The sequence below is a fragment of the Pseudomonas sp. R5(2019) genome, from assembly GCF_009905435.1.
GTDB lineage: Bacteria > Pseudomonadota > Gammaproteobacteria > Pseudomonadales > Pseudomonadaceae > Aquipseudomonas.
In genome coordinates this window covers 1-24,700 of record NZ_JAAAMT010000035.1, presented here as the reverse complement: position 1 = coordinate 24,700, position 24,700 = coordinate 1, and the positions used below count along the sequence as shown (strand labels likewise).

Genomic DNA, 24,700 nt, shown 5'->3' with positions numbered 1-24,700 from the left:
TGCCAAGCTTTGAGTTCTCTCACTGGTTCGATCGGCAAGCCGAGGACTCAGCATGTGGCGATACCTTCAACACTTGTCGTACTGGGATTGGCTGGCCCTGGGGACATTCCTGCTGATTCTGGAGATGTTTGGGGCAGGTGGTTATCTGCTCTGGATCGGTATCGCGGCGGCAGGCGTTGGCGTGTTCACCTTTGTGATTCCGACGCTGGACTGGACCATTCAATACTTGTTGTTCGGCCTGTTGTCGGTGTTCACGACGGTGTTCTGGTGGCGCCGTCACCGCGGCAATGGCATCCCGAGCGACCCATCCGGGCTGAACATGCACGGTCAGGAGCTGATCGGCCAGGTGTTTGTGGTGCAGGAATCCATCATCGGCGGGCGCGGCAAGATCAAGGTGGGTGACAGCGTGTGGATCGTCAAAGGGCCGGACATGCCGATGGGCGCGCAGGCACGGGTGGTGGGCCAGGAAGGCGCTGTTCTGCTGGTTGAAAAAGCTGAATGAGGGGCACGGAACTGAACCGGGGTTTGGCGATCATATCGCGCAGATTAATCCAGTGCGGAGCACCCCCTGATGCGGTTCAAGTTTGCTGTTGCAGCCATCGCGCTGCTGTCTCTCCCCGTTGGCTCTGCCATGGCTGATGATACCTTTTGGCGCAATGTGATCACCTCTGGTGCCACCACCGGCTCTAGCTACCTGACCTCCAGGGACCACAAGATGGTCGTCGCCGCGCAGGATGACGCGGGCAGCTTTGTGGCCAGCGAAGGCCAGATTCGCGGGCCTTACCTGGAAGCGGCAATGCGCAAGGTGCGGGCGGAAAACCCGGATCTGAAGGCCAGCGATATGGATCTGGCGAATGCGATCCTGGCCAAGAATGCGGTGGTGGCTGAGCAGTAAGATCGGTGTGGGCCTCTTCCCTCACCCTAACCCTCTCCCTCTGGGGAGGGCTAGGGTGAGGGGTTCGAGTCACTACCGACTCAAGCTACCGATACTCATCCACCGGCACACACGCACAAAACAGATTCCGATCCCCATACACGTTGTCTACCCGGTTCACGGCCGGCCAGTACTTGTGCATCCGCGTATGCGCAGTCGGTATCACCGCCTCGACAATGCTGTAAGAGCGTTCCCACACTCCGGTCAAGTCCGCCAGCGTATGTGGCGCTCGCTTGAGAGGGTTGTCATCTGCCGTCCAGTCGCCGTTTTGCACCCGGGCAATCTCGGCACGAATGGCCAGCATCGCTTCGACAAACCGGTCCAGCTCTGCCTTGGATTCGCTTTCGGTCGGTTCCACCATCAAGGTACCCGGTACCGGAAACGACATGGTCGGCGCATGAAAGCCGTAATCCATCAGGCGCTTGGCAACATCCTCCTCGCTGATGCCGGTCTGCGCCTTCAACGGTCGCAGGTCGAGAATGCATTCATGGGCCACCCGCTCGTTGCGGCCGCGGTACAGCACCGGGAACGCCCCGCCCAACTGCTGAGCCACATAGTTGGCCGAGAGGATGGCCACTTCACTGGCATCCGCCAGCTGCGGGCCCATCATGGCGATGTACATCCAGCTGATCGGCAGGATGCTGGCGCTGCCCCAGGGCGCGGCACTGACGGCGCCGTTGAGCACATTGGGGCCCGATAACTCGATCACCGGATGGTTGGCCACAAACGGCGCCAGATGAGCACGCACGCCAATCGGGCCCATGCCCGGGCCGCCGCCGCCATGGGGAATGCAAAAGGTCTTGTGCAGGTTCATGTGCGACACGTCGGCGCCAATGTCGGCAGGGCGAGTCAGGCCCACCTGGGCATTGAGGTTGGCGCCATCCATATAGACCTGGCCACCGTGGCTGTGGATGACCTCACAGATCTCGCTGATGCCCTCCTCGTACACACCATGGGTGGAGGGATAGGTCGCCATCAGACACGACAAGGCATTGCCCGCCGCTTGCGCCTTGGCCTTGAGGTCGCCAAGGTCGACATTGCCGTGGTCATCGCACTCGACAATCACCACCTGCATACCGGCCATTTGTGCCGAGGCCGGGTTGGTGCCGTGGGCCGAGGCGGGAATCAGGCAGACGTTGCGCTGGCCCTGCTTGCGACTCTCATGGTATTTGCGGATCGCCAACAACCCCGCGTATTCGCCTTGAGCGCCAGAGTTGGGCTGCATGCAGATGGCATCGAAACCGGTGATCGCGCACAGCCACTGCTCCAGCTCGTCGATCATGGCCTTGTAGCCTTGAGCCTGCTCGACCGGTGCAAAGGGGTGCAGGTTGGCAAACCCCGGCCAGGTGATGGGGATCATTTCACTGGTCGCGTTGAGCTTCATGGTGCAGGAGCCCAGCGGAATCATCGACTGGTTGAGGGCCAGGTCCTTGTTCTCCAGCTGCTTGAGGTAGCGCAGCATCTCGGTTTCGCTGTGGTGCAGGTTGAACACCGGGTGCGCCAGGATCGCCGACTGGCGCAGCAGCGCGTCGGGAATGCCGGCCGCCAGCGGCTGGGCATCCAGCGCCTCGACCTCCAGCCCATGGTCGGCGCCGAGGAACACATCGAACAGGCGCCCCAGCGTCGCTTCATCGCAGGTCTCGTCCAGGCTGATGCCCAACTGGCCACGACCGAGTATGCGCAGGTTGATCTGCGCCGCCTTGGCCGATTCGATGATTGCCGTCTGGCTGCCGCCGACTTCCAGGGTCAGGGTGTCGAAGAAGTGCTGATTGGTCCGCTGGATGCCTTTATCGGCCAGCCCGGCAGCGAGGATGGCGGTCAGCCGGTGAACCCGCTGAGCGATGCGCTTGAGGCCTTGGGGGCCATGGTAGACGGCATAGAACGCCGCAATATTGGCGAGCAGGACTTGGGCTGTGCAGATGTTCGAGTTGGCCTTTTCCCGGCGGATATGTTGCTCGCGGGTTTGCAGGGCCATACGCAGCGCCAGGTTGCCACGAGCATCCTTGGAGACGCCGATGATGCGCCCCGGAATCGCCCGCTTGAACTCATCCCGACAAGCAAAATACGCCGCATGCGGCCCGCCATAGCCCATTGGTACGCCGAAGCGCTGGGAACTGCCGAACACCACATCCGCGCCCATCTCGCCTGGCGGGGTCAACAGCACCAGGCTCAGCAGGTCAGCCGCGACGCAAGCCAGTGCCTGCTGTTTGTGCAACAGCTCGATCAGCGGGCGCAGGTCGCGCACCTCACCATGAGTGTCAGGGTATTGCAGCAATGCACCGAATACCTGGTAATTGCCGAGGTTTTCCGCTGCATCGACCACCAGGTCAAAGCCAAAACCTTCGGCGCGGGTTTGCACCACCGACAGGGTTTGCGGGTGACAGTGAACGTCGACGAAAAACAGGTTGCTGCGCGACTTGGCCACCCGCTTGGCCAGGGCCATGGCTTCGGCAGCCGCGGTGGCTTCATCCAGCAGGGACGCATTGGCCAACGCCAACCCGGTCAGGTCGATGGTCATTTGCTGGAAGTTGAGCAGCGCCTCGAGCCGGCCTTGGGCGATTTCCGGTTGATACGGGGTATAGGCGGTGTACCAGCCGGGATTTTCCAGCACGTTGCGCAGGATGACCGTTGGCGTCAGGGTGCCGTGATAACCCATGCCAATCAGGCTGGTCCAGACTTGATTTTGCTGCGCGTAGCCTTGAAGCCTGGCCAGGGCGGCCTGCTCGTCCAGTGCTGGCGGCAGATCCAGGGGTCGATTGAGGCGGATGCCTGGCGGCACCGTCTGTTCGATCAGCTCGACCCGGCTGATCAGGCCCAGTGCGGCGAGCATGGCCTGCTGTTCATCGGCATCGGGGCCAAGGTGGCGCCGCAGGAAGGCATTCGGGTCTTGCAGTTGGCTCAGGGACGGCAACTGGGACATGACGGCTCTCTCTTCCAGAAACTAAAGCCTCGACGGGTCGAGGCTTATTGAGTCTAGAAAGGGATTGCCGTTTGTGCGGAAAACTATTCGCCGATGGCGGCTTTGTAGCCTGCGGCGTCCAGCAGCTTTTCCAGATCGCTCGGGTTACTTGGCTTCAGTTTGAAGATCCAGGCGCCGTACGGGTCGCTGTTCAGCGACTCAGGGCTGTCGGACAGTTCGTCGTTCACGGCGATGACTTCACCAGCGACAGGTGCGTAGATGTCCGAAGCCGCCTTGACCGACTCGACCACACCGGCCTGATCGCCTGCACCAAACACACTGCCGACTTCGGTCAGCTCGACAAACACCACATCACCCAGGGCTTCCTGGGCGTGGTCGCTGATGCCGACGGTGACGGTGCCGTCGGCTTCCAGGCGTGCCCACTCGTGACTTTCGGCAAAACGCAATTCGGCAGGGATATCGCTCATCTTTTTGTCCTCAACAGGGTCAGCGGTAGGCCCGCCAGAAAAATTCAGATCAAGATCTTGCCATGACGCACGAACGTCGGCTTGACCACACGAACCGGGTACCATTTACCGCGAATTTCAACTTCAGCCCGGTCGGCAGTGGCAGCGGGAACACGCGCCAGGGCAATGGACTTGCTCAGCGTAGGAGAGAAACTACCACTGGTGATCTCTCCTTCGCCAACTTCGGCGACACGCACCACTTGATGGGCGCGCAATACGCCACGCTCTTCGAGCACCAGGCCGACCAGTTTCTCCCCGATGCCCGCGGCTTTTTCGCTTTCCAGCGCGGCGCGGCCAATAAAGTCGCGATCCTTGGGTTTCCAGGCAATGGTCCAGGCCAGGTTCGAGGCCAGCGGCGAATGCGCTTCGTCGATGTCCTGGCCGTAGAGGTTCATGCCGGCTTCAAGACGCAGGGTGTCGCGGGCGCCAAGCCCGCTGGGTGCAATACCGGCGCCGACCAGGTCGTTGAAAAAGGCCGGGGCCTGGACGGCCGGCAGGACGATTTCAAGGCCATCTTCACCGGTATAGCCGGTGCGCGCGATAAACCAGTCGCCGTCGGCATGACCTTCGAAGGGTTTGAGGTGGTCGATAAGCGCTGCGCGGGACTGACTCACCAGTTCAGCGACTTGCTTGCGAGCATGCGGGCCCTGGATGGCGAGCATGGCCAGTTCCGGACGCTCGTGCAGTTGAACGTCGAAACCGGGCTGCTGTTTCTCAAGCCAGGCCATGACCTTGGCACGGGTAGCGGCGTTGACCACCAGCCGATAGCCCTCTTCAAGGCGATAGACGATCATGTCGTCGACGATGCCGCCCTCAAGGTTGAGCATGGTGCTGTACAAGGCACTCCCGGTGCCCGGCAAACGCTCGACATCATTGGCGAGCAGCCGTCGCAGCCAGGCCATGGCCTGGTTGCCGAGAATGTCGATAACGGTCATGTGCGACACATCGAAAACGCCGCAGTCCCTGCGCACCTGGTGGTGCTCTTCGACCTGCGATCCGTAATGCAGGGGCATGTCCCAACCGCCAAAATCGACCATCTTCGCGCCGAGCGCGAGGTGCAGGTCATACAGAGGCGTACGCTGTCCCATGGGTTTCTCCTTCCGGGCGTGGCGAAGGTGCGGATAACGGCAACATCAGCTACAGGCCCTGAAAACAACGGCCTGTGAGCTTCCCGCTACCGGGTCGTGAAGACCGACCGCACCGAATGCCGCGCATTGTAGCCGCAAGGGGAAGGACTGGCACCTATGCTGAGGCGTCATCGCGTTTGACCGACATGGCGTGCCGATCGTCGTATCAGGCCGATGACCGGCAACAACCCCACCGCGACCAGCGTCAATGCCGGCAAGGAGGCCCGCGACCACTCACCTTCGCTGGTCATCTCGAACACCCGGACTGCCAGCGTGTCCCAGCCGAACGGGCGCATCAGCAAGGTGGCGGGCATTTCCTTGAGCACATCGACAAACACCAACAGCGCCGCGCTCAAGGCGCCCGGCACCAGCAATGGCAGATACACTTTGAAAAACAAATGCGGACCACTGCTGCCCAGGCTGCGGGCCGCCTCGGGTAACGACGGACGAATTCGCGCCAGGCTGTTCTCCAGTGGGCCGTACGCCACGGCAATAAAGCGCACCAGATAGGCCAGCAGCAGCGCAGCGAGGCTGCCGAGCAGCATCGGCTTGGCTGCGCCGCCCAACCAGCCGGACAGCGGAATGACCACTTCACGGTCCAGGTAACTGAACGCCAGCATGATCGACACCGCCAGCACCGAGCCCGGCAAGGCGTAGCCCAGGTTGGCCAGGCCCACGCCGGCGTTGATCCCGGTGGTCGGCGCCAGGCGACGGGCAAAAGCCAGCAACAGGGCGACACTGACGGTGATCAGCGCCGCCATGGCGCCCAGGTAGAGGGTATGCAGGATCAGCCCGGCGTAGCGCTCATCAAGATCGAAGCGGCCACGCTGCCAGAACCAGACCAGCAACTGCAGCAGCGGAATCACGAAGGCGCAGGCGAACACCAGCAGGCACCACCCACTGGCCGCCAGCGCCTTGAGCCCATGCAGGTGATACAAGGCTTCGCCTCGTGGTCGCTCATTGGTGGTGCGCAGGGCGCCACGCGCGCGCCGTTCGCCGTACAACACCAGCATCACCGCCAACAGCAGCAGGCTGGCCAGTTGCGCGGCGCTGGAGAGGCTGAAGAAGCCGTACCAGGTCTTGTAGATGGCGGTGGTAAAGGTATCGAAATTGAACACCGACACGGCACCGAAATCTGCCAGGGTTTCCATCAGCGCCAAGGCAACGCCGGCGCCAATGGCTGGCCGTGCCATCGGCAAGGCAACCCGCCAGAAGGCTTGCAGCGGTGATTGCCCAAGAACCCGCGCCGCTTCCATCAGGCCCTTGCCCTGGGCCAGGAAGGCGGTACGCGCCAGCAGGTAGACGTAGGGGTAGAACACCAGAACCAGCACTGTGATGACCCCGCCGGTGGAGCGCACCCGCGGCAGGCGCAAGGGCCCGAACCATTCACGCAGCAGGGTCTGCACGGGGCCGGAGAAATCCAGAAGGCCGACGAAGACAAAGGCCAGCACATAAGCGGGGATGGCAAAGGGCAGCATCAGCGCCCAGTCCAGCCAGCGCCGGCCGGGGAATTCGCACAGGCTGGTCAGCCAGGCCAGGCTCACGCCCAGGACCGTCACCCCCACGCCGACGCCGATAATCAGCGTCAGGGTGTTGCCGAGCAGGCGGGTCATCTGGGTGTCCCACAGGTGGCTCCAGATCTGCAGGTCGATGGTTTGCCAGGACAGCAGCAGCACGCTCAGTGGGAGCAGCACCAGGCAGGCAATGAGGAAAACCAGGGGGTACCAGCGGCGCTGGGCGGGGTGGGCCACGAAGTGAGCGTCTCGAAAAAGCGGGTATCTTGGCGCAATGAATTGCGAAACTGCAATCCTGTAGGAGCGGACCTGGCCGCGATGGGCTGCGAAGCGGCCCCGGCGATTCTGAAACCGCCGGCAATCGCAGCTGATTCGCAGATGTCACAGACCCAAGGGGCCGCTGCGCGGCCCATCGCGGCCAGGTCCGCTCCTACAGGTATTGCAGCGAGTGGCTCGGTCAATTCCAGCCAGCGCGGTCCATCAGGCGGATGGCTTCGGCCTGGCGCTTGCCGGCCAGTTCCACGGCGATGGCGTCAGGTTTGAACGGCCCCCAGGCAGCCACTTCGTCTGACGGTGCAACCTTCGGGTTGGCCGGGAATTCCTGGTTGATGTCTGCGAACAGCTTCTGCGCTTGCTCGCCGGTCATCCACTCGACCAGTTTCTTCGCTGCTTCCGGATGCGGCGCATGCTTGGTCAGGCCAATGCCGGACAGGTTGACGTGTACGCCGCGGTCGCCCTGGTTCGGCCAGAACAATTTTACCGGCAGCTCAGGCTTCTGCTTGTGCAGACGGCCATAGTAGTAGGTGTTGACGATACCGACGTCGCACTGGCCGGCGTTGATGGCTTCGAGCACCGCCACGTCGTCGGAGAACACATCGGTGGAGAGGTTGTTGACCCAGCCCTTGATGATTTGCTCGGTTTTCTCGGCGCCATGGGTTTCGATCAGGGTCGCGGTCAACGACTGGTTGTAGACCTTCTTGGCCGAACGCAGGCACAGGCGGCCTTCCCACTGTTTGTCAGCCAGGGCTTCGTAGGTGGTCAGCTCGCCGGGTTTGACCCGGTCGGTGGAGTAGGCGATGGTCCGCGCGCGCAGGCTCAGGCCGGTCCACTCATGGGAAGATGCGCGGTATTGCGGCGGGATGTTGGCATCGATCACCGGGGACTTGATCGGCTGCAGGATGCCCTTCTGCTCGGCCTGCCAGAGGTTGCCGGCGTCGACGGTGAGCAGCAGGTCGGCGCTGGTATTTTCACCTTCGGCCTTGATCCGCTCCATCAGCGGTGCTTCCTTGTCGGTGATGAACTTGATCTTCACCCCGGTTTCCTTGGTGTAGGCATCGAACACCGGCTTGATCAGCTCGTCGATACGCGAGGAATACACCACCACCTCGTCCGCTGCCTGGGCGGTGCCGCCCAGCAGTGTGAGCGCCAGAGCCGCCAGGATGTGCTTGCGTGCCAACATGGGTGCAGTCCTCGATAGTCGATTGAGAGCGAAATGGTAGTGAATCGGATTTCGCTTCTCAATCGAACTCGGGCGCAAGGCGTTACGAAATGTTGCCAGGTTTCAAGGGCGCGCCAATTCGGGCAAATCACCGCTCAACCCAAGGGCCTGGCGCACAAACAGAGCCTTGGCGTGCGGCAGGTCCTCGACCCATTTCAGGCCGCTGTTGCGCAGCCAGCGCAGGGGCAGCGGATCGGCCTGAAACAGCCGTTCGAAGCCTTCCATTGCCGCCATCAACGCCAGGTTGTGGGGCATGCGCCGACGCTCATAGCGACTCAGGACCCGCACATCGGCCAGTCGCTCGCCGCGCCCGACGGCGTGTTCCAGTTCCTCGGCCAACACCGCCGCGTCCAGAAAACCGAGGTTGACGCCCTGCCCGGCCAGCGGATGGATGGTGTGCGCGGCATCGCCGATCAGGGCCAGGCCTTCGGACACATAGCGCTTGGCATGTCGCTGGCGCAGCGGCACGCAGACTCGCGGGTCAGCGTGCATTACCTTGCCCAGGCGGCCTTCGAAGGCACGCTCCAGCGCGGCGCAGAAGGCCTCGTCGTCCAGCGCCATGGCCCGCTCGGCTTCTGCCGGCGTGATGGACCAGACGATCGAGCACCAGTCCTGGCCGCCATCGCGCAACAGCGGCAGAAACGCCAGCGGACCATCATCGGTAAAGCGCTGCCAGGCGGTGCCTTCATGGGGCGCGCTGCATTGCACGCTGGTGACGATAGCGTGGTGCAGGTAATCCCATTCGCGGGTTTGCGTGCCGGTCAGGCGGCGCACGGCGGAATTGCCGCCATCGGCGGCGATCACCAGCGGCGCACGCAAGGTGCGGCCATCGGCCAGGGTCAGCAGCCACTCATCGCCGGAGCGGCGCATCTGCTCCAGGCGTGCATTGGCGAGCAGGCCGATTTCGCTGTCGAGCAGACGCTCAAGCAAGGCGTCCTGGATCACCCGGTTCTCGACGATATGCCCGAGCACCTCGGCATGCACGCTGGAGGCCGAAAAGTGGATTTGGCCGGTGCCGCTGCCATCCCACACATGCATCTGGGCATAAGGGCTGACGCGCCGGGCGAGCATGCCGTCCCAGGCGCCAAGCCGCTCCAGCACCCGTTGGCTGGCCGCGGACAACGCACTGACGCGCGGCTCGAACGGTGCCTGGGCCTCGAAGAATTTGACCGCCAGCGGGCTGCCGTCGAGCAGCAGTATTTCCAGGCCACTGTGCTGCAGGGCCAGTGCCAGGGTGCTGCCGACCATACCGGCACCGACAATCAACAGATCTGCGCGCATCTCCATGCTTTAAGCCTGTCTCTCTGGCGGCGCGGGCCGCCTGTAAAGGGTGATTTGGACGTGCACGGTCAAAGATCCGGGCGGGCGCCCAGGCCCATGGCCTGGCGGGCGAACCAGCGTTTGGCCGGCGGCAGCAGGTCCAGGCCCAGCAGGCCCAGATTGCGCCCGGCGGCCAGCAGCGGTTGTGACGAGCCGAACAAGCGGGTGACCTGATCGGAAAAGCCGACCGTCAGCTTCTGATCCAGACGCTGGCGCTCGCGATAAGCCTGAAGAGTAGTGAAGTCGCCGGGAGTTTGCGGGCCCTTGAGCAGGGCTTCGGCCAGCGACTGCACGTCTCGCAATGAAAGGTTGAAACCTTGCCCGGCGATCGGGTGCAAGCTGTGCGCGGCATTGCCCAGCACCACCAGGTGCGGGCGAACCTGCTCCCGGGCTTCGATCAGCGCCAGCGGGTACAGGTGCCGCACACCCACCTGCTGCAAGGCGCCCAGGCGATAGCCAAATACCCCCTGAAGCTCGGCCAGGAAGCTGCGCTCATCCACGTCCACCAGACGCTTGGCGTCCATGCCGGTGCGGGTCCAGATCAGCGCGCAGCGGTTTTCCGGAAGCGGCAGCAAAGCCATCGGACCGTCGTCGGTGAAGCGTTCGAAGGCCTGGCCGCAGTGGGATGCACTTGGGGTGATATTGGCGATCAGCGCGCTTTGATGGTACGGGCGATGGCTGACATGGATGCCCAACTGCTCGCGCAGGTCGGAGCGGCCACCATCGGCCAAAACGGCCAAGTCGCAATCGAGCGTGGTGTCATCGTTGAGCGACAGCCGGTAGCCGTCTTCGAGCGGCTGCATGCGGATGACTTGCGCCGGACAACGCCAGCTCACCACCTCGTGGTCCAGCGCATGCCACAGGCACTGCCCCAGCCAGGCGTTTTCCGCCACGTAACCGAGCGCCGGAACGCCCTCTTCCAGCGCCGTCAGGCGGGTCGCGCCAAAACGGCCGCGGTCGGACACCTGGATTTGCCGGATCGGCTCGGCACGCCGGCTGATCTGCTGCCAGATGCCGAGGCGCTCGTAGATTTGCCGCGTACCGAACGACAGCGCCGAAGAGCGGGCATCGTAACTGGGCTGCCAGCTGTCGCCAGGTGCGAACGGCTCGATCAGCATGATCTTCCAGCCACGCGCCTTGGCGTCGGCCTGCAGGGTCAGCGCCAGGCTGGCACCGACCAGGCCGCCGCCGATGATCGCAATATTGACCCGATTCATGCTGCCTGGGCCTTGGCCGCGGCCATCAGGGCTTCGATCTCGGCGACGGTCTTGGGTACGCCATGGGTCAAGATCTCACAACCGGTCTTGGTGACCACCACGTCGTCCTCGATGCGCACGCCGATACCGCGCCATTTTTTGGCAACATTGTGGTTATCGGGGGAAATATAGATGCCCGGTTCGACGGTAAGGGTCATGCCGGGCTCGAGCACCCGCCATTCGCCGCCAACCTTGTAGTCACCGACATCATGCACGTCCATGCCCAGCCAGTGCCCGGCGCGGTGCATGTAGAACGCGCGGTAGGCTTCGCTGGCGATCAGCTCGGGGACGCTGCCCTGCAGCAGCCCAAGCTCCACCAGGCCTTCGGTGATGACCTGAACCGTGGCTTCATGCGCCTGGTTCCAGTGTTTGTCCGGGCCAATGGCGGCAAACGCGGCTTCCTGGGACTTGAGCACCAGCTCGTAAATGGCTTTCTGTTCCGGCGAAAAAAGCCCGCTGACCGGGAAGGTGCGGGTGATGTCGCTGGCATAGCAGTCGATTTCACAGCCCGCATCGATCAGCACCAGGTCGCCGTCCTTGAGCACGGCGTCGTTCTCCTGGTAATGCAGGATGCAGGCATTGCGACCGGCCGCGACGATGGAGCCATAGGCCGGCATCTTGGCGCCACTCTTGCGAAACTCGTAGTCCAGCTCCGCTTCCAGGCTGAATTCGTGCAGCCCGGCGCGGCAGGCCTGCATGGCCCGCACGTGGGCGCGCGAGGATATGGCCGCGGCTTCGCGCATCACTTTCACTTCGGCGGCCGACTTGTACAGGCGCATGTCGTGCAGCAAATGGTCCAGGGCGACGAATTCGTTGGGCGGCTGCGCGCCCAGCCGCGCCTTGGAGCGGATCACGTTGATCCAATCCATCAGGTGCCGGTCGAACTCGGGGTTGCTGCCCATCGCCGAATAGACACGCTCACGGCCTTCGATCAGGCCCGGCAGGATGTCGTCGATGTCGGTGACAGGGAATGCATCGTCAGCGCCGAAATCACGCACGGCGCCTTCCTGACCAGCGCGCAAGCCGTCCCACAGCTCGCGCTCGGGGTTGCGTTCGCGGCAAAACAACACGTACTCGCCGTGCTCGCGGCCGGGGATCAGCGCAATGACTGCTTCGGGCTCGGGAAACCCGCTCAGGTACTGAAAATCGCTGTCCTGACGATACACATGCTCGACGTCACGGTTACGGATGGCCACCGCGGCGGCGGGCAGGATGGCGATGCTGTTGGGCACCATCTGCGCCATCAGGGCCTTGCGGCGACGGGCGTATTCCGACTTCGGGATGTGCATCATGCAGGCGCGGTCCTTATCAGTGCAGGGAGGGTTTCGCGGCAGGGGCGGCCGGCTTGTTCAGCTCGGTAAAGAGCAGCAGCGGCGCCACGCGCAAATATTCCATCACTTCCATATAGTCGCTTTCGCCGTCATCGGACTCTTCAAGGGCGTCCTGAACCTGGGCAATTGCAGCAAGGTCCTGCAATACTTCCATGGCCTCGGCGCTCAGCGCGGTGTCACCGGCGGTCAGGCCGAAACCGGCCAGGAAGCCCTGGCACCACTGGCCCAGTGCGGCAGCACGCTCGGTCAGAGGCGCATCGTCGCCCGGCAGCAACAGCACGACGGTGATGTCGTCGCCGGTCAGCTCGCCCTTGACCATCTCTTGCAGGCCGATCAGGGCCTGGCGCACGTTGTCCTGCGGCTCGGATTCAAGCAACTCGGCGGCATCGATCAGCCAGCTGCCGGCGTCAAAGCCTGCACCGGCACAGCTGCGACCGAGCAAAAAGCCGTGCAGTTCGGCAGGAGAGACAGGGTGGCCGCTGCTGCTGAGCAGAGTGGCGAACGCGGTATACGGGGAATTCTGGATAGGCATGGGCAACTAGGCGCCAGACGGCGCAATGACTAGAATGAAGGCCTTGTATCCTAGCACCGGCAGGCGCGCCAAGACTATGCACCTGGCCAATTCGCCGCCTTCTGCTTGCGGGATCGCCGTTCAGACGAATCGAGTGGGAACCAATGCAAGAGACTGAGATTCAAGCGCTGATGGGCCGACTCGAACAGTTGATCGATCGGGTCGAGCAACTAAAACGGCAAAACGGACTCCTACTCGCTCAGGAAAAATCCTGGCGTGAGGAGCGCGCGCACCTCATTGAAAAAAACGAAATCGCCCGCCGTAAGGTCGAATCGATGATTTCTCGCCTCAAGGCCCTGGAGCAAGACTCATGAGTTCAAGCAATAGCGTGACCGTTCAGATCCTCGACAAAGAATATTCGATCATCTGCCCCCCCGGAGAGCGCGGTAATCTGATCAGCGCCGCCCGCTACCTGGACAGCAAGATGCGCGAGATCCGCAGCAGCGGCAAGGTCATCGGCGCCGATCGCATTGCGGTCATGGCCGCCTTGAACATCACTCACGACCTGCTGCACAAGCAGGATGCTCCGGTCCTTTCCAGCGATGGCACCACCCGTGAACAGGTTCGCGATCTACTTGAACGCGTGGATCAGGCACTTTTGCCTGACACAGATTCAAACAAACGCTGATTTTTTGGGTATACTCGCTGCCGCTCCCTGGAGTGCTTGCCAGTCGGTCATGTCCCTGAGCCGATACGCACAACCACGGGGGTTGCACGTTGGGGCCGGTGTGCATGTCCGCTTGACGGAAAGCCTGAACGCCTCCTGCAATCTCCACCTTGAACTTTCGGGTTCAAGGGCTACACCGACAGCGGTTCGTCGGGGAGTCTAAATTTTCAGCCCTGCCCTTTGCCGGCCGGGTTTCGCGGGGCCGTCCGCTGCGGCCATCGTTCTAAGGTGGTCCGCATGACTGAATCCGTGCCGCTGACTCGCGCACAACTTCGTCGCCTTTTGCGTGATGCCCGCCGTGCCCTGACGCCGGCCGAGCAACGCCAGGCCGCCTGCGGCCTCTATCGCCAATTGGCGCAACATCCGCTGTTCCGCCGCGCCCGCCACATCGCCCTGTACCTGCCCAACGATTGTGAAATCGACCCGCACCTGCTGCTGCGCGAGGCTCAAATGCGCGGCAAGAAAACCTACCTGCCGGTGCTCAGCGCCTGGCCGCGGACCAAAATGGTGTTCCAGCGCATCGAGCACGGCGAAAAGCTGCGCCCGAACCGCTTTGGCATTCCCGAGCCGCACATCAACCGCGCACGGCAACGACCGATCTGGGCGCTGGACCTGATCTTGCTGCCATTGGTGGGGTTTGATGAGGAGGGTGGGCGCTTGGGGATGGGTGGGGGCTTCTACGACCGCAGCCTGGCCTACCAGGCACGCCGCACGGCCTGGAAAAAGCCACTGCTGTTGGGCCTGGCCCATGAATGCCAGAAAGTCGAGCGGCTGACTCAGGCCAGTTGGGACGTTGCGCTTCAGGGGACGGTCTCGGACAAGACCTGGTATCTCGCAGCACCTCTGCCCGGCGAATGACGGGCAGCGGGTTTCAGCGGTGCGGCTGTAGAACCGGCTGAAGGGTTTGCAGGGTCACTTCGGGGGCATAGGTGTTGCTGTCCCATAAACTCTGCGCATAGCCGGTGGTCACGACGCCCAGGCCAAACAAAATCACCAGAACCCACAGTAAATCCGGTTTGCGATTGCGATTCACCGATTGCCCCCCTTCAGGCAAACAAAGCACGATGTCAGCAACGGTTTTTGTGATAGGCCGTGCAGCAGCGTCAAGCTTAAAATGCGCGCATTCTCCGACAACATCGGACGTCACGCAAACCCCGATGCCAACCGATTGTCGGTAAAGGTCGAAATCATGAAACAGAGTGTTTCAAGCCCTTCGCAGGAGCGCCGCAGATGGCCTATTGGCTGATGAAATCCGAACCCGACGAGTTGTCGATCACTGATCTTGCCCGCTTGAAAAACACCCGCTGGGATGGGGTTCGCAACTACCAGGCACGCAACTTCATCCGCAGCATGGCAGAGGGTGACGAGTTCTTTTTCTATCATTCCAGCTGCCCCGAACCCGGTATCGCCGGGATCGCCCGCATCACGGCCGCCGGCTACCCGGACCCGACCGCACTGGACCCGGACAGCCACTATTTCGACGCCAAGGCCAGTACCGAGAAAAACCCCTGGACGGCGGTCGATGTCAGCCATGTCGAGACCTTCAAGAAAGTGCTCGGCCTGGGCTATCTGAAACAGCAAACGGCGCTGGCGGAACTGCCACTGGTGCAAAAAGGCAGCCGCCTGTCGGTCATGCCGGTGACGGCCGAGCAATGGGTGGCCGTGCTCGCCTTGCGCTGAACAGCGGTCGAACTACTGCACGATCAGGTTGTTGAACAGCAAGTCTTCGACAATCGGCTTACCGGTTTCGTCGTTGAGCACCTGCTGGGTCTGCTTCAAGGCTTCCTGGCGCAGCTTTTCCTTGGCGTCGACGTTTCCCAGCGACTCCACGGTCTGCTGGGAAAACAGCGCCACCAGCTGGTTGCGAATAAGCGGCTCGTTGTACTTGACTGCTTTCGCGGCTTCCACACCGGTCACCCGCAGGGCGACGTCAGCCTTGTAGACGCGCAGCTTCGGGCCGCCGTCCAGGGCGTAGTTGCCGACCAGCGGCGGGCTGAGCGAGATATACGCGACTTTCGGCGCGGCCTCTTCGGTCTCCTCGGCCATGGCCGCTGCTGGCATTGTCAGGGCCAGCATCATCACAATCCAGGCGTTCACACTTCACTCCTCTTCAATTGGCGCCAGCATAACCATCCAGGGCGCTGCGCCCAAGTGCGGCGCTGGCTATGGCAAACCATCAGGCACGGGCATGCTCGTTGACCCGCGTCATCGCCCTCCTACACTTATCGGCCATCACGCCCAAAGGAATAGCCCCATGAAAGCAGTCTTGTGCAAAGCCTATGGCCCAGCCGAAACGCTGGTTCTGGAGGAGGCCCCGGACATCAGGGCCAAGAGCAATGAAATTCTGTTGGAGGTGCACGCGGCGGGGGTCAACTTCCCCGACACGCTGATCATCGAAGGCAAATACCAGTTCAAGCCGCCCTTCCCGTTTTCGCCGGGTGGCGAAGCGGCTGGCGTCGTGCGGGCGGTGGGTGACCAGGTCAAAGACCTGAAGGTCGGTGATCGGGTCATGGCCCTGACCGGCTGGGGCAGCTTTGCCGAGCAGGTCGCGGTGCCGGCCTATAACGCCTTGCCGATGCCGGCGAACATGGATTTCCAGACCGCCGCAGCCTTCAGCATGACCTACGGCACCTCGATGCACGCCTTGACCCAGCGCGGCCAGCTCAAGGCCGGTGAAACCCTGCTGGTGCTGGGCGCCTCCGGCGGCGTGGGGTTGGCCGCGGTGGAGATCGGCAAGGCCATCGGCGCCCGCGTGATCGCGGCGGCCAGCAGCGATGAGAAGCTGGCCATCGCCAAGGCAGCGGGTGCCGATGAGCTGATCAACTACAGCCGCGCCAGCCTGAAGGACGAGATCAAGCGATTGACCGGCGGCAATGGGGTGGATGTGATCTACGACCCGGTCGGAGGTGACTTGTTCGACCACGCCGTCCGTGGCCTGGCCTGGAATGGCCGGTTGCTGGTGATCGGCTTTGCCAGCGGGCAGATTCCGCAGTTTGCCGTGAACCTGGCGCTGCTCAAGGGCGCGGCGGTGGTGGGGGTGTTCTGGGGCGCGTTCGCCCAGCGCCAGCCGGCCGACAATGCGGCGAACTTCGAGCGGCTGTTTGCCTGGTATGCAGAAGGGAAATTGAAGCCGCTGGTATCGCAGACCTATCCGCTGGAGCGGACGGGTGAGGCGATCGATGCGTTGGGGCAGCGTCGGGCGGTGGGCAAGGTAGTGGTACTAATCCGCTGAAAGCCCCCAATCTACCTGCTTGACCAAACTGTGGGAGCGGATTTACCGGATCGCCGGACCGCCGCGAATCCAGACACCGCGTTTTTCAGTCATTTCGCGTCGTCTTCCATTCGCGGATAAATCCGCTCCCACATCTCCCACATCTCCCACATCTCCCACATCTCCCACATCTCCCACATCTCCCACATTAAGGATGTGGGTGGAGATCAGAACGCCGGCAACACCGCGCCGCTGTACTTCTTGGCGATGAAGGCTTTGACTTCCGGGCTGGTCAGGGCCTTGGCCAGTTTCTGGATGGCTTCGCTGTCCTTGTTGTCCGGGCGGGCCACCAGGAAGTTGACGTATGGCGAGTCGCTGCCTTCGATGATCAGTGCGTCCTTGGCCGGGTTCAGGCCCGCTTCCAGGGCATAGTTGGTGTTGATCATGTCCAGGTCAACCTGGTCCAGGACCCGCGGCAGCATGGCCGATTCCAGTTCCTTGAACTTCAGGTTGTGCGGGTTCTTGGCGATGTCTTTCGGCGTGGCCAGGGCGTTGGTCGGGTCTTTCAGCTCGATCAGGCCGGCTTTCTGCAGCAGCAGCAAGGCGCGGCCGCTGTTGCTGCCTTCGTTTGGAATGGCAACGGTGGCGCCATTCTTCAGTTCAGCCAGGGATTTGACCTTCTTCGAGTAACCGCCGAACGGTTCGACATGCACACCGATCACGGTAACCAGGTGGGTGCCTTTGCCTTCGTTGAAGTTTTTCAGGTACGGCAGGGTCTGGAAGTAGTTGGCGTCCAGGCGCTTCTGATCGACCTGCACGTTAGGCTGCACGTAGTCGGTGAACACCTTGATTTCCAGGTCCACGCCTTCTTTGGCCAGGGTCGGCTTGATCAGCTCGAGGATTTCAGCGTGGGGAACCGGGGTGGCCGCCACGACCAGTTTTTCGCCAGCGTTGGCGAAACCGGCTACCGACAGCGCGGCCGCCAGGGCGGTGAACAACAGAGCCTTTTTCATGCACAGTCCTTATTCGTATGTTCGCCCGTCGATGACGGCAGCGATAAGAGAGTGCCGCCCTGGTTTGGGGCGGCGTGAGGCGGACAATACCCAGTTTCTTTATGCCTTAACAATATCTTTTGCTTAGCTGTTTATTCCTTTTTCGAACAAGAACAACAAAACGGCTATAAGCCCCGCGCAAACCGCTCTAGCTCGCGCGTGACGCCAAGCGAGCTGCGACCTGTTGTAGCAGTTCATCCAAGGCCACGCATTGCTGCGGGCTGCCTTGGGCGATCAATTGCTCAAGCTGTCGACTCAAGTGTTCGATCGGGTCAACGATGCCCGGCAGGTTCAGGTGTCCGGGCAAGATCTCGTCGCCGCTGCTGACCAGCAAGGCAAAGTGGATGACGTTTTCCAGCTCGCGGGTGTTGCCCGGCCAGCTGTGTTGTTCCAGCAGGCGCTGGGCGGCATCACTGATCAGCGGCACTCGAAGGTTGAGCCGCTGGCTGTAGATACCGACGAAGTATTCGGCCAGCGCCAGGATGTCGCCGACACGTTCACGCAAGGCCGGTAGTTCCAGATAGCCTTCGCTGAGGTAGCGGTACAGCCGGTCATGGAATTTGCCTGCGGCCACCGCTTGGGCCAGGTCGATGCTGGAGGCTGCTACCAGGCGTACATCCACCGGGCTTGGCTGCTGGGCACCGACGCGGGTGACTTCATGGTTTTCCAGCGCGGCCAAGAGCTTGATCTGGATCGGCAGCGGCAGGTCGCCGATCTCGTCCAGGTACAGCGTGCCGCCATTGGCCGAGCCGAACCAGCCAGCTCGGCTGCTGGCCGAGCCACTGAACGCCGCGGCGGTATAGCCAAACAGCTCGGCGTCGGCATAGGTCGGGCTGATTGCCCCGCAGTTGACCGAGACAAACAGCCCGCCGCGATCACTGGCGCGGTGAATATGCCGCGCCAGCAACTCTTTACCGGTGCCGGTTTCGCCGCGAATCAGAACCGGCAAGCCGCTGGGCGCGATCTGCTCCAGATCCTCGCGCAGCTGTCGTGAACGCGGGTCGACGAACACCAGTGCCTTGGCGCGAATGCTCAGTGGGCTTTTATCGGCCTCCGGAAACGTCAGCAATGGCTGACCGAACGTATCGAAAAAACTCATGACAATGCTCCCGCCCAAGTCATCAGGCTCGGGCGCTTATAAAAAGAAAGAATCAGGCGCGGCGCAGTGAGTGCTGTTCCAGCCGGCTTTGCAGGCGATACAGATAAGCAAAGCCCTGCTCCCAACGGCGGTGCCCGGACTTGACGTTGATATGCCCGGCACCGGCCAGAATTCCGGCTTCGGCGCCCCAGGCCCGGGCCATTTGCATCGCCCGCGGGGCACTCACGGCAGCGTCGTTGTCGGAGCTGACGACCTGGCTCGGGAACGGCAGCAGAATCTGCGGAATCGGCGCGAAGTTGCGCAACGCCTCGGCGCAGGTCGGCCGTTCGACGTCGGCTGGCGCCACCAGCAAGGCGCCACGTACCCGGCGCAGCAGCGCCACCGGTGCCTTGGCCGCCCAATGGGCAACCGTGATGCACCCCAGGCTGTGGGCAATGAGAATGACCGGCGTGTCTTCGGCCTGAATCGCCGCCTCCAGCGCCGCGACCCAATCCTGGCGCCGTGGCGCCACCCAGTCGGCCTGCTCGACCCGCGCGCTGTTGGGCAAGCTGTTTTGCCAGTGGGTTTGCCAATGATCGTCTGGCGACCCTTGCCAGCCCGGCACAATCAGGTAGCGGATTGACTCATTGCGCATGGGGACGCCTCCTGCCTCATTCTCGTGACTTGGGAGCCAGTATAAGCAGGAGGCATATATTCGTTAAGGAATAAGAAGCTATTTGTTAATAACCAAAATTCATTTTTGTTTTGAGGGCCTCATTCGCGGATAAATCCGCTCCCACATGGACTGTGCATGTGGGAGCGGATTTATCCGCGAAGCTTATAAAATCTCAAAAAAAGGGTCGCTCCCCTGTCAGAAAGCGACCCTGCAATTTCCTTGAAGTTGTTCAGCGCGCCGTGATCACCGACAGTTTGGTTATCCCTGCCCGTTCGATCGATGCCATGGCCCGCGCTACCTCGCCGTAGTTCACTCCATCGTCGGCCTGCAATTGCACCCGTACTTCGGCGTCCTTGGCTTTCGCCGCCTTGAGGTTGGTCTCCAGCAAATCCGGCTGGATCTCGTCCTTGTTGATAAACAGCTTCCCTGCCCCGTCAATACTCACCACCAGCGGGTCCTTCTGCTCGACCGGCGCCACGGCTTCGGTCTTGGGCAAGTTGATCGGGATAGCGTTTGTCAGCAGTGGAGCCGTCACAATAAACACCACAAGTAACACCAACATGACATCGACCAAGGGCGTGACATTTATTTCACTGAGCACTTCATCGCTGTCTTGAGTAGAGAACGCCATATCAGGACGCCTCCTTCACTTTCTGCCCGGCCGCTACGCCGGCTTTGGCTACGGCCGGGTGCAGCAGCACGCGGAAGGCGCTCTTCTGGGCCAGGCTGTAGAAGTCATGGGCGAAGTCGTCCAGGTCTGCAGCGGTGAGCTTGAGGCGGCGCAGGAAATAGTTGTAGACCAGCACCGCCGGAACCGCGACGGCGATACCGACACCGGTCGCCACCAACGCCGCGCCGATCGGGCCGGCCACGGTTTCGAGGCTGGCGGAGCCTGCGGCACTGATGCCCTTGAGGGCTTCCATGATGCCCCAGACGGTGCCGAACAGGCCGATGAACGGCGAGGTGCTGCCGATACTGGCGACCACGGCCAGGCCGGTTTCCAGCGAACGACGCTCACGCACGATTTGCTGGCGCAGGGCGCGCTCCAGGCGGTCCTGGTGGTTGATGGCCTGGCTCAGGTCAGCGGCGTGACCCGGCTCACCGACCTGGATCGCTGCGTAACCGGCCTGGGCAACCCGGGCGGCAGCACCGGGCTGGCTGTGGCTCAGTTCGGCCGCGGCATCCAGGCTTGAAGCCGCCCAGAAGTGCTTGTGAAATTTGCGGTCCTGAGCCTTCAGGCGGGTGAACTGCACGCCCTTGACCAAGGCCAGGCCCCAGGTGGCGACAGAAAACACCACCAGCAGCCAGATCACCGCGCTTTCGATGGATTCGAGGGGAGATGCCAATAACGTCATGATGTGTACTCTCTGTGTTAGCGCGAATTAGCGGATCTTGAAGTCGATAGGCACGCTGACCCAGCCGTCCTGGGCCACGTCACCCTGTTTGGCGGGGACAAAGCTCCAACGCTTGACCGCTGCCAGAGCGGCATCGTCGAGTTGCTGGCGGCCGCTGCTTTTCTGAATTTGAATCTCGCCCGGCTTGCCACTGGCCAACACGTGAACCCGCAGCAACACCGTGCCTTCCCAACCGCGACGCTGGGCCAGCGACGGGTATTCCGGCGCCGGGTTTTTCAGGTACGCCGCGTTCGCCGAAGCGGGCGTGACCGGTGCTGGCTTCGGTGGCGCAGGTGGCGCTGGCGCTGCAACCGGTGGTGTCGGCTGTGGCGGCGCAGGCGGTTGTTCAACGGCTTTGGGGGCCGGTTTCGGAACCGGCTTGACGACCGGTTTGGGCTTGGGAATCGGTTTGGCTGGCGGCGGTTTCACGGCCAGCTCGTCCTCGACCGGCGGTGGTGGCTCCACCACCGGCTGCACGGGCTGAGACGGTGGCGGCTCGACCACCGGCGGCGCCGGCTGGGAAAATTCGATCGTCATCGGCGGGATTTCCGGCGGCACGATCGGCAGTTCCCTGGTCGGGTGCTGGTTGACCCAATAGATCACCGCGCCGTGCACCAGCAATGCCAGCACACCGAGCAGGATCGCTTCCCGCCGACTCAGGCTGCCCTTGGGCGCACGCTGCAAGCGCAACTGTCCCAACGGCACTCGATGTGCCCGGCCGAAGTCGACCAACTCGCCACTCGGCGCCTGGCGCCACAGCACCTCGTGTGCAGCGGCGGTCTGGACATTGCCCATTGATTCACTCCCGGTCTCTTTGCGAATAACCCAACGCCGAACCTGGACCGTGCGACGCTGTGATGGGGTGAATCATTGGGTCTAGACACTTATCTCTTAAAGTAACTTTTTATGTTATTGATAGACCTTAATCGAATATTACAACCTGTCATTTTTCTCCAGCCAGCGCCCTGCAAGGGTTTCAGCCTGGCGGTACAAACCCCATGCTTTTGCTGCATTGAAAGTATTCCTTCAAAGCATCAATTTCGCCTCATCGACTCGATTGCGCAGCGAAACAGCGCTCTATATATTCAATTTAGATCTAATAAATAATCACATGCTTAATTTACGGAATAAGATCTGGCATTTACAACCTCAACCTACCCTTGTCGCCAATGCCTTCGATCTACTTTTGGGATGCCGGTAAAGCCTATGGATCTTCGCCAGTTACGCTACTTCATCGCCCTCAATGAACACCGCAGTTTTGTCCGCGCGGCCGACGCCATGGGCATCACTCAACCGGCGTTCAGCCGTAGCATCCAGGGCCTGGAGCAGGAACTCGGGTGCGTGCTGGTCGACCGCGGCAACAAGGACCTGCGCCCCACCCCGGAAGGCCAGGTGGTGCTGCAGCATGCCTTGACGCTGGTGCAGGGCGCAGCCCTGCTCAGCGCCGAAGTCACCCAGATGACCAAGCTTGACGCCGGCGAGCTGCGCTTTGGTTGCGACCCGGCGCCCGCGGTGAAACTGGTGCCAGACGCAGTGGCGCAATTTCTCAATGCACACCCGAAAGTGCGCACCTGTTTTCAAGTGGATAACTGGGAGAAACTCAGCCGCGCGCTGAGCCGCGAAGAGATCGAATTTTTCATCGCCGACATCCGCCATTTCGAGGCCGACCCCCACTTCCAGACCCGAGCCCTGACACCCAGGCGCGGTGTGTTTTTCTGCCGGCCCGGGCACCCGCTGCTGGCCAAGGAAAGCCTATCTACCAACGACATGTTCGACTATCCGCTGGCGACCACCTTGATCCCGCCGGGCATTCGAAAATTTCTGGCGAACCTCAGTGGGCGGATCGATTTTTCACCGAACATCGAGACCGAGCATTTTCCGGCGCTGTTGAAGGTTGTGCTGCAATCGAACGCCATTGGCCTGGGCACGGAGGAGTCGTTTGCCGAGGATATTGCCCAGGGCTCGCTGGCCCTGCTGCACTGGCGCAACCTGCCGCAGAATATCGAGAGCGTGAATGCCCGTTGCGGGATCGTGAGCCGTACCGGTTACCGGTTGTCACCAGCCGCGCGGGCGATGATCGAGGTGTTGGTGGCGCTGGATAAGCAGCAGCTCGGTGTCGCGATTTAATCAAGCTTCTGGAATACGGCTTGTGCCATTCAGTCGTTGGGGACTTGCAGAAGTACCGTCCATGCTTCCATCCTCTGTTCATTGAGGGTCACATGCTGCCGTGTGATTGCCGAAATCGCGGTAGCCGTGGACGCCAACCTGTTGACCGGAAGCGCCAATCAGCATGACTGAACCGACCTCGCTCGCCAGCTGGATCCGTGCCCTGTGCAAGCAGCTCGATACGCTGGGCCTGGACAGCGCCGCCCTCTGCCGGCAGGCCGGGCTCGATCCGCTCTTGATGGACGACCCGAACGCCCATTACCCGTTGTCAGGCACCACGCGCCTGTGGGAAATCGCGGTGCAGGTCAGCGGCGACCCGGCGATTGGCCTGCGCATGTCGCGCTTTGTCAGCCCCACCACCTTCCACGCGCTCGGCTATGCGCTGGTGGCCAGCGGCAGTCTGCGGGAAGTGTTCGAGCGCATCGTGCGTTATCACAAGGTGGTGAGCGATGCGGTGGAGCCGGAACTGGCCCGCTTTGATGACTGCTACTGCCTGCGGTTGAAGATGCCGCTCGGCAGCCCGGCGCCGGCCTTCGAGGCCATCGATGCCTTTGCAGCGATTTATGTGCGCACTTGCCGCAACCGCCTGGGCCGCGATTACGCGCCGCTGGCGGTGTACCTGCGACGGCCGGAGCCTGCCGACCCGCATCAATGGCACAAGGTATTCCGCGCACCCGTGCACTTTGCCGCCGATGAAGATCGGCTGGAATTCGCCCTCGTGGATTTCGACTGTCACCTGGACGACGCCAACCCGGAGTTGGCCCACCACAACGAAACCGTGCTGGACCAGACCCTCGGCCTGCTGCAACCGCTGACCTGGGAGCGGCGCGTGCGCAATGCCATCGAAGCCAGCCTGCCGGACGGGGTGCCCAGCGCCGGTGACATCGCCAGGGACCTGCACCTGACGCTGCGCAGCCTGCAACGTCACCTTGCCGATGAAGGCTGCCGCTACGACAGTTTGCTTGATGAATGTCGGCAGAACCTGGCGCTGCATTACCTGCGCGACCGCTCCATCACCCTGATCGACATTGGCTATCGCCTGGGCTTTGCCGACGCCAGCAGTTTCAACCGCGCATTCAAACGCTGGACCGGGCTATCACCGGGGCAATACCGCGACTCCATGCGCTGAGCTCACACCCCATAGAGGCACAACAATGAAAAACCTCGTCGAGCACCTCAGTGAATACGCCGCCTACCACCGCGACCCACGCAATATCGTCAGCCACTTTATCGGCATCCCGTTGATCGTGGTGGCGGTGACCGTGCTGCTGTCACGTCCCGGGATTTACGTCGCGGGTTGCTGGCTTTCACTGGCGGGCCTGGTGGCGATGGCCAGCGCCTGGTTCTACCTGCCCCCGGTGTCAGGATAGTTGTCGCCTCTCCGGTTTTTCCTGAAAAAGCATATCGGGGGCGGAAAGAGACTGGTCGTGCCGTACTATTCACCTGAACGCAAAGCCGCATTGCTGAAGATGCTGCTTC

The 24,700-nt window shown here is 62.1% G+C and carries 26 protein-coding genes, 1 other RNA gene and 1 pseudogene; 11 read left to right on the top strand and 17 right to left on the bottom strand.

Features of this window, described 5'->3' with window-relative positions; translation table 11 throughout:
• Nucleotides 1-52 precede the first annotated feature (52 nt).
• Both GUY40_RS20180 and GUY40_RS20175 read left to right on the top strand, forming a co-directional pair.
• Nucleotides 53-502: an NfeD family protein gene (locus tag GUY40_RS20180; RefSeq protein ID WP_166570673.1), complete on the top strand. Its 450-nt coding sequence runs from the start codon at nt 53-55 to the stop codon at nt 500-502.
• A gap of 69 nt (nt 503-571) precedes the next feature.
• Complete coding sequence (locus GUY40_RS20175; RefSeq protein ID WP_166570672.1) at nt 572-895, top strand: DUF2388 domain-containing protein; 324 nt, start codon at nt 572-574, stop codon at nt 893-895.
• Between the two features lie 85 nt (nt 896-980).
• Here GUY40_RS20175 and gcvP read toward each other — a convergent pair whose 3' ends face one another.
• The 9 genes from gcvP to GUY40_RS20130 form a co-directional block, all read right to left on the bottom strand.
• Entirely contained in the window at nt 981-3,854 is a 2,874-nt protein-coding gene (gene gcvP / locus GUY40_RS20170) for an aminomethyl-transferring glycine dehydrogenase (RefSeq protein ID WP_166570671.1), read from the bottom strand.
• 83 nt (nt 3,855-3,937) lie between these two features.
• The gene (gene gcvH / locus GUY40_RS20165; protein ID WP_166570670.1) at nt 3,938-4,321 is read right to left on the bottom strand and encodes a glycine cleavage system protein GcvH; all 384 of its coding nucleotides are present in this window, start codon (nt 4,319-4,321) and stop codon (nt 3,938-3,940) included.
• 44 nt (nt 4,322-4,365) lie between these two features.
• Entirely contained in the window at nt 4,366-5,448 is a 1,083-nt protein-coding gene (gcvT, locus tag GUY40_RS20160) for a glycine cleavage system aminomethyltransferase GcvT (protein WP_166570669.1), read from the bottom strand.
• 167 nt (nt 5,449-5,615) lie between these two features.
• Nucleotides 5,616-7,238, bottom strand: a complete 1,623-nt coding sequence (locus tag GUY40_RS20155; protein WP_166570668.1) for an iron ABC transporter permease — start codon at nt 7,236-7,238, stop codon at nt 5,616-5,618.
• Between the two features lie 220 nt (nt 7,239-7,458).
• A complete protein-coding gene (locus GUY40_RS20150) occupies nt 7,459-8,460 on the bottom strand; it encodes an extracellular solute-binding protein (RefSeq protein ID WP_166570667.1) in 1,002 nt (333 codons plus the stop codon).
• 102 nt (nt 8,461-8,562) lie between these two features.
• Complete coding sequence (locus tag GUY40_RS20145) at nt 8,563-9,780, bottom strand: 2-octaprenyl-3-methyl-6-methoxy-1,4-benzoquinol hydroxylase (protein ID WP_166570702.1); 1,218 nt, start codon at nt 9,778-9,780, stop codon at nt 8,563-8,565.
• A gap of 68 nt (nt 9,781-9,848) precedes the next feature.
• Nucleotides 9,849-11,036: a 2-octaprenyl-6-methoxyphenyl hydroxylase gene (gene ubiH, locus GUY40_RS20140; RefSeq protein ID WP_166570666.1), complete on the bottom strand. Its 1,188-nt coding sequence runs from the start codon at nt 11,034-11,036 to the stop codon at nt 9,849-9,851.
• Nucleotides 11,033-12,367, bottom strand: coding sequence for a Xaa-Pro aminopeptidase (gene pepP / locus GUY40_RS20135; RefSeq protein ID WP_166570665.1), 1,335 nt, complete (start codon nt 12,365-12,367; stop codon nt 11,033-11,035). The genes ubiH and pepP overlap by 4 nt, the downstream gene beginning before the upstream one ends.
• 16 nt (nt 12,368-12,383) lie before the next feature.
• Nucleotides 12,384-12,938, bottom strand: a complete 555-nt coding sequence (locus tag GUY40_RS20130; RefSeq protein WP_166570664.1) for a YecA family protein — start codon at nt 12,936-12,938, stop codon at nt 12,384-12,386.
• A 143-nt stretch (nt 12,939-13,081) separates the two neighbouring features.
• Here GUY40_RS20130 and GUY40_RS20125 point away from each other — a divergent pair, with 143 nt between their 5' ends.
• The 4 genes from GUY40_RS20125 (at nt 13,082) to GUY40_RS20110 (ending at nt 14,502) form a co-directional block, all read left to right on the top strand.
• A complete protein-coding gene (locus tag GUY40_RS20125) occupies nt 13,082-13,291 on the top strand; it encodes a TIGR02449 family protein (RefSeq protein WP_166570663.1) in 210 nt (69 codons plus the stop codon).
• Nucleotides 13,288-13,605 (top strand): cell division protein ZapA, encoded by a 318-nt coding sequence (locus GUY40_RS20120; protein ID WP_166570662.1) that lies wholly within the window; start codon nt 13,288-13,290, stop codon nt 13,603-13,605. The genes GUY40_RS20125 and GUY40_RS20120 overlap by 4 nt, the downstream gene beginning before the upstream one ends.
• A 21-nt stretch (nt 13,606-13,626) precedes the next feature.
• A non-coding RNA gene (ssrS, locus tag GUY40_RS20115) (6S RNA) lies at nt 13,627-13,805 on the top strand.
• A gap of 76 nt (nt 13,806-13,881) precedes the next feature.
• Nucleotides 13,882-14,502: a 5-formyltetrahydrofolate cyclo-ligase gene (locus GUY40_RS20110; protein WP_166570661.1), complete on the top strand. Its 621-nt coding sequence runs from the start codon at nt 13,882-13,884 to the stop codon at nt 14,500-14,502.
• A gap of 13 nt (nt 14,503-14,515) precedes the next feature.
• Here the strand turns inward: GUY40_RS20110 and GUY40_RS20105 are convergent, their stop codons facing one another.
• Nucleotides 14,516-14,791 (bottom strand): hypothetical protein, encoded by a 276-nt coding sequence (locus tag GUY40_RS20105; RefSeq protein ID WP_166570648.1) that lies wholly within the window; start codon nt 14,789-14,791, stop codon nt 14,516-14,518.
• A gap of 83 nt (nt 14,792-14,874) precedes the next feature.
• Here GUY40_RS20105 and GUY40_RS20100 point away from each other — a divergent pair, with 83 nt between their 5' ends.
• Nucleotides 14,875-15,324: an EVE domain-containing protein gene (locus GUY40_RS20100; RefSeq protein WP_166570660.1), complete on the top strand. Its 450-nt coding sequence runs from the start codon at nt 14,875-14,877 to the stop codon at nt 15,322-15,324.
• Nucleotides 15,325-15,336: 12 nt separating this feature from the next.
• On the opposite strand, the gene GUY40_RS20095 is transcribed toward GUY40_RS20100, so the two are convergent.
• Complete coding sequence (locus tag GUY40_RS20095) at nt 15,337-15,741, bottom strand: flagellar basal body-associated protein FliL (RefSeq protein ID WP_166570659.1); 405 nt, start codon at nt 15,739-15,741, stop codon at nt 15,337-15,339.
• Between the two features lie 157 nt (nt 15,742-15,898).
• Here GUY40_RS20095 and GUY40_RS20090 point away from each other — a divergent pair, with 157 nt between their 5' ends.
• On the top strand, nt 15,899-16,876 hold the full coding sequence (locus GUY40_RS20090; protein WP_166570658.1) for an NADPH:quinone oxidoreductase family protein: 978 nt from the start codon (nt 15,899-15,901) through the stop codon (nt 16,874-16,876).
• 206 nt (nt 16,877-17,082) lie between these two features.
• On the opposite strand, the gene GUY40_RS20085 is transcribed toward GUY40_RS20090, so the two are convergent.
• From GUY40_RS20085 to GUY40_RS20060, 6 genes are all read right to left on the bottom strand, one after another.
• On the bottom strand, nt 17,083-17,868 hold the full coding sequence (locus GUY40_RS20085) for a MetQ/NlpA family ABC transporter substrate-binding protein (RefSeq protein ID WP_166570657.1): 786 nt from the start codon (nt 17,866-17,868) through the stop codon (nt 17,083-17,085).
• A gap of 187 nt (nt 17,869-18,055) precedes the next feature.
• Nucleotides 18,056-19,006, bottom strand: a complete 951-nt coding sequence (locus GUY40_RS20080) for a sigma 54-interacting transcriptional regulator (RefSeq protein WP_166570656.1) — start codon at nt 19,004-19,006, stop codon at nt 18,056-18,058.
• A gap of 52 nt (nt 19,007-19,058) precedes the next feature.
• Nucleotides 19,059-19,640, bottom strand: coding sequence for an alpha/beta hydrolase (locus tag GUY40_RS20075; protein WP_166570655.1), 582 nt, complete (start codon nt 19,638-19,640; stop codon nt 19,059-19,061).
• A 250-nt stretch (nt 19,641-19,890) separates the two neighbouring features.
• Entirely contained in the window at nt 19,891-20,292 is a 402-nt protein-coding gene (locus GUY40_RS20070) for a biopolymer transporter ExbD (RefSeq protein WP_166570654.1), read from the bottom strand.
• 1 nt (nt 20,293) lies between these two features.
• The gene (locus GUY40_RS20065; protein ID WP_166570653.1) at nt 20,294-21,016 is read right to left on the bottom strand and encodes a MotA/TolQ/ExbB proton channel family protein; all 723 of its coding nucleotides are present in this window, start codon (nt 21,014-21,016) and stop codon (nt 20,294-20,296) included.
• A gap of 27 nt (nt 21,017-21,043) precedes the next feature.
• Complete coding sequence (locus GUY40_RS20060) at nt 21,044-21,850, bottom strand: energy transducer TonB (RefSeq protein ID WP_166570652.1); 807 nt, start codon at nt 21,848-21,850, stop codon at nt 21,044-21,046.
• A gap of 411 nt (nt 21,851-22,261) precedes the next feature.
• Between GUY40_RS20060 and GUY40_RS20055 the strand changes: the two genes are divergently transcribed.
• The 3 genes and pseudogenes from GUY40_RS20055 to GUY40_RS20045 all read left to right on the top strand — a co-directional run.
• A complete protein-coding gene (locus GUY40_RS20055) occupies nt 22,262-23,182 on the top strand; it encodes a LysR family transcriptional regulator (RefSeq protein WP_166570651.1) in 921 nt (306 codons plus the stop codon).
• A 163-nt stretch (nt 23,183-23,345) separates the two neighbouring features.
• Nucleotides 23,346-24,350 (top strand): AraC family transcriptional regulator, encoded by a 1,005-nt coding sequence (locus tag GUY40_RS20050; RefSeq protein ID WP_166570650.1) that lies wholly within the window; start codon nt 23,346-23,348, stop codon nt 24,348-24,350.
• A 25-nt stretch (nt 24,351-24,375) separates the two neighbouring features.
• Nucleotides 24,376-24,573: pseudogene (locus GUY40_RS20045) on the top strand (Mpo1-like protein); the annotation flags it as partial.
• Between the last annotated feature and the right edge of the window lie 127 nt (nt 24,574-24,700).

Bases quoted from the DNA above. Each gene is read 5' to 3' on its own strand.
- GUY40_RS20090 (WP_166570658.1), top strand. From the start codon at position 15,899: ATGAAAGCAGTCTTGTGCAAAGCCTATGGCCCAGCCGAAACGCTGGTT.
- GUY40_RS20060 (WP_166570652.1), bottom strand. From the start codon at position 21,850: ATGGGCAATGTCCAGACCGCCGCTGCACACGAGGTGCTGTGGCGCCAG.
- GUY40_RS20110 (WP_166570661.1), top strand. From the start codon at position 13,882: ATGACTGAATCCGTGCCGCTGACTCGCGCACAACTTCGTCGCCTTTTG.
- GUY40_RS20125 (WP_166570663.1), top strand. From the start codon at position 13,082: ATGCAAGAGACTGAGATTCAAGCGCTGATGGGCCGACTCGAACAGTTG.
- GUY40_RS20085 (WP_166570657.1), bottom strand. From the start codon at position 17,868: ATGAAAAAGGCTCTGTTGTTCACCGCCCTGGCGGCCGCGCTGTCGGTA.
- GUY40_RS20075 (WP_166570655.1), bottom strand. From the start codon at position 19,640: ATGCGCAATGAGTCAATCCGCTACCTGATTGTGCCGGGCTGGCAAGGG.
- gcvT (WP_166570669.1), bottom strand. From the start codon at position 5,448: ATGGGACAGCGTACGCCTCTGTATGACCTGCACCTCGCGCTCGGCGCG.
- gcvH (WP_166570670.1), bottom strand. From the start codon at position 4,321: ATGAGCGATATCCCTGCCGAATTGCGTTTTGCCGAAAGTCACGAGTGG.
- GUY40_RS20120 (WP_166570662.1), top strand. From the start codon at position 13,288: ATGAGTTCAAGCAATAGCGTGACCGTTCAGATCCTCGACAAAGAATAT.
- GUY40_RS20150 (WP_166570667.1), bottom strand. From the start codon at position 8,460: ATGTTGGCACGCAAGCACATCCTGGCGGCTCTGGCGCTCACACTGCTG.
- GUY40_RS20050 (WP_166570650.1), top strand. From the start codon at position 23,346: ATGACTGAACCGACCTCGCTCGCCAGCTGGATCCGTGCCCTGTGCAAG.
- GUY40_RS20055 (WP_166570651.1), top strand. From the start codon at position 22,262: ATGGATCTTCGCCAGTTACGCTACTTCATCGCCCTCAATGAACACCGC.
- GUY40_RS20180 (WP_166570673.1), top strand. From the start codon at position 53: ATGTGGCGATACCTTCAACACTTGTCGTACTGGGATTGGCTGGCCCTG.
- GUY40_RS20065 (WP_166570653.1), bottom strand. From the start codon at position 21,016: ATGACGTTATTGGCATCTCCCCTCGAATCCATCGAAAGCGCGGTGATC.
- ubiH (WP_166570666.1), bottom strand. From the start codon at position 11,036: ATGAATCGGGTCAATATTGCGATCATCGGCGGCGGCCTGGTCGGTGCC.
- GUY40_RS20100 (WP_166570660.1), top strand. From the start codon at position 14,875: ATGGCCTATTGGCTGATGAAATCCGAACCCGACGAGTTGTCGATCACT.
- pepP (WP_166570665.1), bottom strand. From the start codon at position 12,367: ATGATGCACATCCCGAAGTCGGAATACGCCCGTCGCCGCAAGGCCCTG.
- GUY40_RS20130 (WP_166570664.1), bottom strand. From the start codon at position 12,938: ATGCCTATCCAGAATTCCCCGTATACCGCGTTCGCCACTCTGCTCAGC.
- gcvP (WP_166570671.1), bottom strand. From the start codon at position 3,854: ATGTCCCAGTTGCCGTCCCTGAGCCAACTGCAAGACCCGAATGCCTTC.
- GUY40_RS20175 (WP_166570672.1), top strand. From the start codon at position 572: ATGCGGTTCAAGTTTGCTGTTGCAGCCATCGCGCTGCTGTCTCTCCCC.
- GUY40_RS20070 (WP_166570654.1), bottom strand. From the start codon at position 20,292: ATGGCGTTCTCTACTCAAGACAGCGATGAAGTGCTCAGTGAAATAAAT.
- GUY40_RS20145 (WP_166570702.1), bottom strand. From the start codon at position 9,780: ATGCGCGCAGATCTGTTGATTGTCGGTGCCGGTATGGTCGGCAGCACC.
- GUY40_RS20080 (WP_166570656.1), bottom strand. From the start codon at position 19,006: ATGAGTTTTTTCGATACGTTCGGTCAGCCATTGCTGACGTTTCCGGAG.